11 protein-coding genes are annotated in these 9,608 nt (G+C 58.8%); 4 read left to right on the top strand and 7 right to left on the bottom strand.

The window, feature by feature from the left end:
* The 4 genes from PH551_RS32250 to PH551_RS32235 form a co-directional block, all read right to left on the bottom strand.
* A partial coding sequence (locus PH551_RS32250) for a Gfo/Idh/MocA family oxidoreductase (protein WP_285192137.1) occupies positions 1–234 on the bottom strand: 234 nt, incomplete at its 3' end.
* A gap of 260 nt (positions 235–494) precedes the next feature.
* Positions 495–1,481 carry a LacI family DNA-binding transcriptional regulator gene (locus PH551_RS32245; protein WP_285196367.1) on the bottom strand — a complete coding sequence of 329 codons (987 nt, stop codon included), beginning with the start codon at positions 1,479–1,481 and terminating at the stop codon, positions 495–497.
* A gap of 129 nt (positions 1,482–1,610) precedes the next feature.
* Positions 1,611–2,690, bottom strand: a complete 1,080-nt coding sequence (locus tag PH551_RS32240) for a Gfo/Idh/MocA family protein (protein ID WP_285196365.1) — start codon at positions 2,688–2,690, stop codon at positions 1,611–1,613.
* Positions 2,691–2,719: 29 nt separating this feature from the next.
* Positions 2,720–3,697, bottom strand: a complete 978-nt coding sequence (locus tag PH551_RS32235) for a Gfo/Idh/MocA family protein (RefSeq protein ID WP_285196363.1) — start codon at positions 3,695–3,697, stop codon at positions 2,720–2,722.
* Between the two features lie 198 nt (positions 3,698–3,895).
* Here PH551_RS32235 and PH551_RS32230 point away from each other — a divergent pair, with 198 nt between their 5' ends.
* The 4 genes from PH551_RS32230 (at position 3,896) to PH551_RS32215 (ending at position 7,457) form a co-directional block, all read left to right on the top strand.
* Positions 3,896–4,792 carry a LysR family transcriptional regulator gene (locus tag PH551_RS32230; RefSeq protein ID WP_285196359.1) on the top strand — a complete coding sequence of 299 codons (897 nt, stop codon included), beginning with the start codon at positions 3,896–3,898 and terminating at the stop codon, positions 4,790–4,792.
* A gap of 100 nt (positions 4,793–4,892) precedes the next feature.
* Positions 4,893–5,897: a threonine ammonia-lyase gene (locus PH551_RS32225; protein ID WP_285196358.1), complete on the top strand. Its 1,005-nt coding sequence runs from the start codon at positions 4,893–4,895 to the stop codon at positions 5,895–5,897.
* A gap of 11 nt (positions 5,898–5,908) precedes the next feature.
* Positions 5,909–6,976 (top strand): glutamate cyclase domain-containing protein, encoded by a 1,068-nt coding sequence (locus PH551_RS32220; RefSeq protein WP_285196357.1) that lies wholly within the window; start codon positions 5,909–5,911, stop codon positions 6,974–6,976.
* 13 nt (positions 6,977–6,989) lie between these two features.
* Positions 6,990–7,457, top strand: coding sequence for a RidA family protein (locus PH551_RS32215; protein ID WP_285196356.1), 468 nt, complete (start codon positions 6,990–6,992; stop codon positions 7,455–7,457).
* A 19-nt stretch (positions 7,458–7,476) separates the two neighbouring features.
* Here PH551_RS32215 and PH551_RS32210 read toward each other — a convergent pair whose 3' ends face one another.
* From PH551_RS32210 to PH551_RS32200, 3 genes are all read right to left on the bottom strand, one after another.
* Positions 7,477–8,181, bottom strand: coding sequence for a TetR/AcrR family transcriptional regulator (locus tag PH551_RS32210; protein ID WP_285196354.1), 705 nt, complete (start codon positions 8,179–8,181; stop codon positions 7,477–7,479).
* A gap of 118 nt (positions 8,182–8,299) precedes the next feature.
* A complete protein-coding gene (locus tag PH551_RS32205; RefSeq protein WP_285196353.1) occupies positions 8,300–9,070 on the bottom strand; it encodes an SDR family NAD(P)-dependent oxidoreductase in 771 nt (256 codons plus the stop codon).
* Between the two features lie 49 nt (positions 9,071–9,119).
* On the bottom strand, positions 9,120–9,608 hold a 489-nt coding region (locus tag PH551_RS32200), incomplete at its 5' end, for an alpha/beta hydrolase (RefSeq protein WP_483315458.1).

Here is a 9,608-nt window from a genome sequence, read left to right as displayed (position 1 = left end):
GATGTCGACGATGTCGATGTCCGGGCGCGAAACGACCTCGCGCCAGTCGGTCGCGTATTCGGCAAAGCCATATTGTTTGGCGGCGTTCTGCGCCAATTCCTCGTCGATGTCGACAACCACCTTGCGTTCGATCTCGACCGGAGAACCGAACAGGATCGGCACAACCGCGGTCGCAATCGAGTGAGCCTTCCCCATGAAGCCCGTACCGATCAGCGCAACATTCAACTTCTTCACCGCAAAAGCCTCCTTATGGCGCGGAAAGGCGTCCCGCACCTGCTAAACCAGAGACCGGACACAATGCCGGCCCGTCAAGAAACTGTAATGTTAACGTATACAACACGAGAAAAACCCAATGTCAACGATTACATTGGAAATGTGATCGGAGAAATCACCGGCCGACAAAAGACAGGCAGGAAAACCAATAGCGCGCCCGCCAGTAGCGTCGATCATGATCCGACAGCGGCTCAGACACAGGCGCACTTTGCCATCGGAATCTAGGCGGAGTCGCGCAGCTTGAGTTCGAAGGGCAGGATGATATTTGCCGTCCCCTCGGCGGGGTCGCCCGGCTCGCACACGAGGCTTGCAATCGCAGGTCCAAAATCGAAGGCAGGAACCTTAACGGTGGAAAGCCACGGCGCCAGCCACTCGTTCAACCTGTTGTCGTCAAAACCAAAGAGCACCAGGTCATCTGGGAAGCGCATCTGGCGCTCAACCGCCGCACGGTGCACGCCATAGGCGATCATATCGTTTCCGCAGAATATGGAGAAGCGGTCCCGCGGTTGAGAGAACAATTGTCTACCAACCTCGTAGCCGCCCTCCATCGTAAAGCTCGTTTCGAAATGTTGTACGGTCGTCTTCCGTCCGAGCCCGTCGAGAAATCCCTGAAGACGCTCGCTGCTTCCCGAAAACTCTCGGGGGCCCGAGATCGCGACGCAATTTTCGTATTCTCGGTCCCGGAAGTAGCGACCGACGTCGTGACCGGCGGCATAATTGTCGATGCCGACATAGGGCGCCGACACCCCTTCTGCCGGGCGACGGTTGACGAAAATAAGATTATTCTGCCGTCCGGCCAGCTCACGCAGTTGCGGCGTATCGATCGCGCCCTGGAGGATGATGGCCCGTGCCCTGAGACCGAGAGCGTCGGTCAACAACCGATCCTGCTGCTTCGGATCTTCAGCGGCATTCGCCAAAACCATCGACAGCCCGTATTCTTTGAGCGCCTTTTCGACGGACGCCGCGACGTCTGCGGTAAAATGGTTCGTCGCATCCGGAACCAGCATCACCACCACACGGCTCCTCGAAAGCCGCAGAGATCGCCCGATTTCTGAGGGCGTATAGCCGAGCGCTTCCGCAGCGTTGCGAACACTTTCCAGCGTGTCTGGGGCTATTGCGCTGGCCTTGCCGCTAAAATACCGCGAAACAGTTGCCGTCGACACGCCTGAAAGGCGCGCAACATCCCGTACCGTGGGGGGCTTCTTCATTTTTAATCGCTCATCCAACATGTCACAGTGCAACGACGACGCGTATTGGCGCACCGCCTGCACATTTGACCAGCTAGGACGGAGCCCGTCAACAATCGGAAACCGGTTTCGCACCGGTCAGTCCATCCGTCAGAGGAGAAGCCGTCTCGTTGTCGTCGGCAAACGCCTCACCATGGAGAGAGCGGGATGCCCGGGCCTTGGAGGGTTGGAAACGGGCTGTGGGGCGCCGGCGCGCAGCGATTGTTCGATTGCGACGAGAACCTTGAGATCTGCCAATCCCTCCTCGCCGTCCGGTTCCGGCCGTGTTCCGGTGAGGATGCATTGTGAGAAATATTGGATCTGCCCGGCGAACTGGTCGTGAATGTCATAGGATATCGTGTCGATGTTGCGCGTCGTCTTCACGATCAGCCGCGAAGGCGTGTCGAAGCGAAAGCCGTTCTCCATGATCAATTCGCCCTCGGTTCCAGCGACACGATACGTGTCGACATCAAAAACCCCGAAACTGCAGAAGAATTGTGCCAGCCGGTTTTGTGGGAAGCGCAACGTGACTGTTATGCTCGCATCGATCTCCGTGAACCGCTGATCGTTCTGCGGTCTTGCCGCCATCGCAAACACCTCGACAGGCTCCGCCTCGAAAACGTGCCTGGCCGCGTTGATGCAATAGATGCCGATATCCTGAAGCGGCCCACTCCAGAACTCGCTCTTCAGACGATGATTGCCGGTTTGCGACTGGAAGCCGAACGACGCAGTAAAGGAGAGCGGTTCTCCGATCTTCCCCGCGCGCAGGACATCGAGAGCTGCCAATGTCGCCGGTTCGTTGTGAAGCCTGTAACTCGTCATCAAAAGCACGTCGTTTCGCGCAGCTGCGTCAATCATCGCAATCGCCTCTTTCTCGGAAGTGGCGATCGGCTTTTCGACCATCACATGCTTGCCCGCGTTGGCGGCACGCACGGCAAAATCATGGTGCATCGGATTGGGAACCGCAACGTAAACGGCATCGACGAGATCCTGCCGGAGCATTGTGTCCAAGTCTCGATAGTCACATACATGGTCGATGCCGAAAAACGCCGCAAGCTGGCCGGCGCCCTCCCGATTTCCCGAGACGATCGCCGTAACGCGAGAATTGCCCGTTTGCGGCACCGCCGGCAGGAATGCCTCCTGAGAGATCCATCCGGCTCCGACCACGGCATATCTTACCGGCATCAGCATTCTCGCACCTCGTCTTTGATCGGTATGGGTCAGCGATAGAGCGCCGGAGCTGCTTCCGGGGCCAGTCTTGCATCAACGCCGCTCGCCATGGCGGCAACGATTTCATCGGCAATCTTCGTCGTCAAATAGCCGTCCCAGGCACTCGCCCCCTCGCCGGGAACCTGACTGCGTGTGCTTTTGACCCAGCGATCGAGCTGAGCAATGTAGGCGTTTCGAAAACGCGGGATCCAATTATCGGGATATGTGCCTCTCGTGAAACCGGAGAGATTTTCCGTTACCAGGCGCGGCGTGATCGTCTGCAGCGTTCCCTTCCGGCCAACCAGTTCCGCATGGACGTGGTAGCCATATCTGCAGTTCATGAACACCTCGGTCGAGACGAGTTCACCCCTGTCTGTCTCCATTGTGATCAGCAGCGGATCGCCTGCGCCGAGCGAACGCACGTGAGCAGAGACCATCTCCGAGCCGAGCAGCCAGCGGCTTGCGTCGATTTCGTGGACGAAAGCGTTTGTCACCGACATTGGTCCGGCAAACCAGGTGGGCACAATCGGATTGCGGTGCACATTGTGCAGGATGACAGGTGGGCCGATCGCGCCTTCGTCCTTCAGCCGCTTCATTTCGACATAGGCCGGATCGAAGCGGCGCATGTAACCAACCTGGACCAGCCGGCGCGAAGCCTTGATCTCAGCTTCCACGACGCTGCGGGCTTCCGCGGCCGTCGTTGCCAGCGGCTTTTCGCAAAGCACCGGCTTGCCTTGTTCGATGCAGGCCAGAACGAGACCGGCATGCGTGGCGTCCGGCGCAGCGATGACAATCGCATCTGTCCGGTCGGAGCGGATGAGTTCAAGCGCGTCCGCCGTCACCCAGGCGTCACCTGCAGCCTTGCGGGCGCGCGTCTCGTCAGCATCGCAAACGCCGGAAAGATGCGCACCAGGCGTCGCTTCCTTCAGAATACGGGCATGCTCCGACCCCATGACGCCGGCGCCAATCACTCCAACGGCCAAACTCATTGCATACTCCTTCGGATGATCGATATCTCTGTGCGCAAAAGTGTCTACGGCAACCAAAGCCCACAACGCCTTTGACGGGCGCAATGTTAACGTTTACATATTGGGGGAAGCTTCCGAGCAGCTGACGTCATTTGAGTTAGTCAATCAGATTTTGCTCGGATGTCAACGATAACATTCTGTTTCTGATGGAGCGGGATCATGTTTAGCCTACGCAGTCTGGAGGTCTTCTATTGGGCGGCCCACCTTCACAGCTTCTCACGGGCCGCGGAAAAACTGAACACCACGCAGCCGGGTGTCTCGCAACGGATAAGCGCTCTGGAAAATCTGGTCGGTGAGCCGCTCATCAATAGATCGAACAAACCGATCACGCTGACAAGCGTCGGACGGGTTCTCTATGGTCACGCCGAGGTGGTGCTACGGCAGGTTTCCGCGATGGAGAAGGATCTCGCGCTTAACAAAAAGAACCAACGTCGCGTTCGGCTTGGCGTTTCGGAAACAATTGTTCAGACATGGCTTGCCACGTTTCTCGAACAATCGTCGCGTGAGTTTTCGAACATCGACTTCGACATCACCGTCGACGTGACGCCCCCTATGCTGCGGGCTTTGCAGGAAGGCGAAATCGATATGGCCCTCGCACTCGGGCCCTCCATCGTGGATGGTTTCACGCAGCGAAAGCTCAATGACTTCCCGCTGCATTTCTATGCGAAGCCCGGGCTTCTTGAGGGCGAGGCGCTCACCTACGCGAACGCTTCGGGCTTTCCGATACTGACCTATCCCCGCAACACCTATCCCTATGAATATCTGCGCGACATGCTGCTCCGAAATACCGAGCGGCCGCCACGGATTTTCACCAACTCGTCGATCTCCACGATTGAAAAGATGGCGCTCGACGGCGTCGGCATCGCACTTGTGGCGGAAGGCTCCTTGCGTACCGATGTGCAGGACCGTGACCTCAGGAAGCTTTCGACCGACATCGTCCTGCCGCCGTTGAGCTTCTATGCATTTTACCCTCTCGGCGTGGGCGGAGAAATTCTCGGTGAACTTGCGCGGATCGCTGAAACGACTGCCGACAGATATGCCCGTGGCGTGAGGTAACGCGCGATCATTCATTTCCGTTATGCCAGCCGATGCAATAATATAATTTCACATTAAGTGGACGGCGCGCTTCAATCCGGTACGCATCTGGGAGCTTGAAGTGACCGTACAAATTTCCGCATCCTATGACGAACCGACCGAAGCTGCGATCGAGGCCGCACGCGAGCGCATCGCAACGCATGCATTGAAGACGCCGCTGCTCACCAATGAGGTCCTCGATAAAGCCGTCGGCGCCCGCGTCTTCATCAAGCCTGAAAATCTGCAGCGTTCGGGTTCGTTCAAGTTGCGGGGCGCGCTTAACCGGGCGCTTCAACTGTCGCCGCAACAGCGTCAGGGCGGCATCGTTGCCTGGTCGTCGGGCAACCACGGCCTCGCCATATCCTATGTCGCGAGAAAGCTCGGCATCAAGGCGACCGTCCTTATGCCGCAAGAGGCTCCAAGGACCAAAATCGATGGTGTCCGTAAGAACGGCGCCACGGTTCGTCTCTACGATAAAACAAGAGAGGTCCGCGAGGAAATCGGCGCGCAGATCGCTGCGGACACCTGCGCCGTCATCGTGCCTCCATATGACGATCCCTTCGTGATTGCAGGCCAGGCCACGCTCGGCGCGGAAATCGCCGAGCAGGCGCGCGACATCGGGCAGGAACTCGATCTGGCGCTCTTTCCCTGCTCGGGTGGGGGCCTCGTCTCGGGTGCTGCCTGCGGTATTCATGCACTGATGCGGCGAACGGAGATCTATAGCGTCGAGCCCGTCGGTTTCGACGGGATGGCCCTTTCCCTTGCCACTGGAGCGGCCACGAAGGCGCCTGCACAGGAGGCATCGATCTGCGACGCCCTGCTCGTGCCAATCCCCGGCCAGTTGACCTTTCCGATTGGCCGCAAGCATTTGTCGGCCGGCCTCTCGGTGACCGACGAGGAGGTGAAAGCAGCGATCCGGTTCGCTTATGGCGAACTCAAGCTCGTCGTCGAGCCGGGCGGTGCAGTGGCTCTGGCCGCCCTTCTGGCAGGGAAGGTCAACGTTGCCGGCAAGCGCGTCGCCATTCTTCTGAGCGGCGGCAATGTGGATGCGAACAAATTTGCGAACATCATCGACGGTCAGGATTGAAGGATCCCATCATGCTTGATTTGGAAAGTGCAAAGGGCAGGAACATTGCCCGAACCATCGAAGACTTCATGACGCTCGACCTGACCGGTGTCGGTCTGATCGGCAAGATCTATCAGGCACTCCAGGCGCGCCAGCCAGGGCATGCCTGCGTGGCGGGTGCCAAGATCATTTGCGATCGCGTTCGCGAACATCGCGGCCCGGTGATCATCGCGACCGGCTTTCCCGAAGGCGCCGGGGTGCCCGAAACCGACGGCCCCGTTGGCGCAGCCCTTTTGGCACGTGCTCTTTTTCTGGGCCTCGGCGTCGAAACGATTATCCTGACCGACAATGATTGGCTCGAGATGACCGTCGGGACCTGCCGGGGTGCGGGCCTGGCCCCCCTTCCCTTTCCTGATGACGGCATCATCAAGCCGGTCGATTTCGTCCGTCCGGTCTATATCCGCACCGTCCCGAAGGACACATCGGGCTGCCAGGCAATCACCGATGCACTTCTAGACGTCACCAGACCGTCGCTCGTCATCGCCATAGAGCGACCGGGCCGGAACGATCGCGGCTTGTATCACGGTCTCGGCGGTCGTCCTCTCGACGGCATGGTCGCGGATCTCGATCAGTTCTTCCTACGCGCAAAAGCCGAAAAAATACCGTTCCTGGCGATCGGCGACGGCGGCAACGAACTCGGCATGGGCGTCATCGGAGAGGACCTTAAGAGCTTTTCTCCCAAGGCGAAGGACAGCGGCCATCCGGGGCGCGGAGGGGTTGCGGCTGCGACCGCCGCTGATCATCTGATTGTATCGAATGTGTCCAACTGGGGGGCGACCGGTCTTATCGCCGCCCTGTCGGCGCTCCTTGAGAAGCCATCCATTTTTCACGACGGCGATCTCGAACGGAGATGCATCGAGCAATGCGTATCCTTCGGTGGTGTGGACGGCATGTTCATGGGGCCAGAACCGGCGGTCGATGGCATCTCCGCGGCTGAATGGGCAGGACTTGTAACGACCCTCAGGAACACGCTTGAGCGGCTGGCCGGTCGCGTGACTGGCTGGAAAGGTGACAGCGGCGACTGGCGCCAGCTGAAATGAAGGCAGGTGGCCGATGAACCCCGTCGACAGGCAACTGGCGAAGCTCGGTCTCGAGCTTCCCAAAAGCAATCCGCCGCAGGGAAACTATCTTCCCTTCGTGCGAGCCGGATCACTCCTGTTCATTGCCGGGCAAGGCCCTCGCAAGGGTGGCGAACTCGTTTTCAAAGGCACTGTGGGCGATACGATAACGTTGGATGATGCGCGCGAGGCCGCTAGACTGTGCGCCCTCAATATTGTCACCCACGTCAAGACTGCTTGCGACGGCGACTTTGATAAGGTGAAGCGGTTCGTTCGCCTGGCGGGCTTGGTCCGATGCACAGCTGAATTCGAAGACCAAGCGAAGGTTTTGAATGCTGCATCAGACCTGATCTGCGAACTCTTTGGCGAACGAGGACCGCACGCGCGAATTGCGTCCGGAACTCATGCTCTTCCGTCAGGAATGGCGGTTGAGATTGAAGCCATCGTTGAGCTGGTCAATTGAGAAATGAGAGTGGCCGCCCTCAGCGGCTATTCCTGCTTGGAATTTCGTCTGCCGCAGTCGTGCGCCTCAACCTGCCCATAGGCGCCGACAGCATGGCGCGCGAAACGATGGTTGCCTGTTCGGCAATCGCATCCAGATCCGCGGCATCGCCATTCCATTGGCTCCAATTGCTGCCGGCATCGAGCATGGACATGATCATATTGACCCTGCCGCGATCAACCGCGTATCCGATCGCCGCTGCGCTCGCCTGAAAAAGGCCAGCGCAAAGATCGAGCCAATGATCGATTTCCTGCCGGAACTCCGCTTCCAGAAAGCCGCCAACTCGATCCATCCGCACCAGGAGATCCCAAAGATCGCTGGCCGGGATGCTTATCTGGCACCGTGCTACCGCCGATACCAACGCATCCCAAAATTGCTCGGGTTCGGAGACTTTATCGATAGCTTCTAGGATGCTGTATCCCCAATTCGAGTAATGCCAACGGAGCGACTGGGCGACAATTTCGCTGCGACCATCAGGAAAATGGAAATAAATGCTTGCAGCCTTGACATTTGCTTCCTTCGCAAGGGTTCTCATTGTGACGGCCGAATAACCTTCGATGCTTGCAAGTCTCAAGAAAACCTCGAGGATTCTCTTCCGCCCTGCCGTCAATTCTGACCAGTTGCAATTGTCCAGATGCCGTTTGAAGCGGTTCCGAGCCTCGGATAATGATGTGGGGAGGGTCATCGAATTTCCAATCCGGCGCAACGACCACGGTTCCCCGTAGCCGAGATCGATTTCGACCGCCCCCGGAATTTGTCCACCACGACACCCTCTCCCATTCACGTCCCTCTCTCAGCTCAGCTCAAAACGGATCGCGCGCAGCCGCCAGCCACCCTCCGTCCATGACATATTCGCTCCCGTGAACATAGTCCGCTGCGTCGCTTCCCAGAAACGCGGCAAGCTTTGCGATCTCCTGCGGCTGGCACCAGCGTCTTGCAGGCACCTTGCTGATCGCGAGATCCATGTCGGGTGAGGCGGCGTTGTGTTCGGGCAACGCCAAAGGCGTTGCCGTCGCGCCCGGGCAGATAGAATTAACCCGGATTCCGCGCGCACCATATTCAAACGTCAGCTGACGAGTGAGGCCGATCACGCCGTGTTTTGAGGCCGTGTAGGCAGAACCGCCTCCAGCCGCACTGAACCCCGACGTTGACGAGGTATTGATAATTGCGCCCTTCCCCTGAGCGAGCATCTGCGGGATGACCGCGCGGGCCATCAGAAACGGACCGGTCAGATTGACTGCCAAGACCCTGTTCCACTCGGCGAGGCTGACTTCGTGAGCCGTCGCATGGCCATCAAGAATACCCGCATTGTTGCAAAGAAGATCGACACGCCCCCAGCGGGCGATGACCGCGTCCACGCCTCTCTTGGCGCTGTCCTGGTCGCTGACATCGACTTGAAGCGCAAAAGCCATCGATGGATCGCTCAGCCCATCGACGGTTTCTTTGGCGCGCTCCAAATTGATGTCCATTGCAGCGACCCGTGCGCCCCGGGAGACGAATTCCCCGACCATGGCTCGTCCCATGCCGGATCCCGCTCCCGTAATAATAACAACCTTATTCTCGTAGTCTTTCATGATAGTGCTCTCTGAGTTGTGGGTTTCAAATACTGTTTGACTGGGTCAGTCAGGCACCGGCCTGCTTGATGGTCTTTTTGATCTGGTCGTTGACGGCTGCCGCGGCTTCCATCTGCGGCATGTGTCCTGTCGCCTGCAGTTTGACGAAGGTCGCGTTGGCGAGGATTTCGCCTTGCTCTGGCACGGGCACGATCTGATCCTGGTCGCCCCAGATCAGCGTGAGCGGGCAGGACAGGCCGTTGAGCGTTGCACCGATCGATTGCTTCTGACCGCCGTTATCGGCAATGGCGTCCGCAATGGCCGACAGCGCTTCGGGAACGCCTTCCAGCCGCTTGAAGCGCAAGGTGCCCTCGACCATGTCGTTGGTGATCTTGGACGGATCGGCAAACAGCCGCTCCAGGACGTTCTGCAGCGGGCGCCGGCGCTCGGCGGCGATGAAGTCGGTCAGGAAGTCCCGGCTGATCTGCTTGCCAAGGCCAATCGGTGCGATCAGCGTCATCGAACCGATGCGCGAGGGCTGACGCGCTGCAAGAGCCGC

This window comes from Rhizobium atlanticum, assembly GCF_030182485.1.
Taxonomy (GTDB): Bacteria; Pseudomonadota; Alphaproteobacteria; order Rhizobiales; family Rhizobiaceae; genus Rhizobium.
The sequence above is the reverse complement of the archived record's forward strand: the minus strand, read 5'-3'. Positions and strand labels throughout refer to the sequence as shown.

Coding starts and splice junctions, on each gene's coding strand:
- PH551_RS32245 (WP_285196367.1), bottom strand. CDS start 1,481: ATGAAGAAGCCCCCCACGGTACGGGATGTTGCGCGCCTTTCAGGCGTG.
- PH551_RS32240 (WP_285196365.1), bottom strand. CDS start 2,690: ATGCTGATGCCGGTAAGATATGCCGTGGTCGGAGCCGGATGGATCTCT.
- PH551_RS32235 (WP_285196363.1), bottom strand. CDS start 3,697: ATGAGTTTGGCCGTTGGAGTGATTGGCGCCGGCGTCATGGGGTCGGAG.
- PH551_RS32230 (WP_285196359.1), top strand. CDS start 3,896: ATGTTTAGCCTACGCAGTCTGGAGGTCTTCTATTGGGCGGCCCACCTT.
- PH551_RS32220 (WP_285196357.1), top strand. CDS start 5,909: ATGCTTGATTTGGAAAGTGCAAAGGGCAGGAACATTGCCCGAACCATC.
- PH551_RS32215 (WP_285196356.1), top strand. CDS start 6,990: ATGAACCCCGTCGACAGGCAACTGGCGAAGCTCGGTCTCGAGCTTCCC.
- PH551_RS32210 (WP_285196354.1), bottom strand. CDS start 8,181: ATGACCCTCCCCACATCATTATCCGAGGCTCGGAACCGCTTCAAACGG.
- PH551_RS32205 (WP_285196353.1), bottom strand. CDS start 9,070: ATGAAAGACTACGAGAATAAGGTTGTTATTATTACGGGAGCGGGATCC.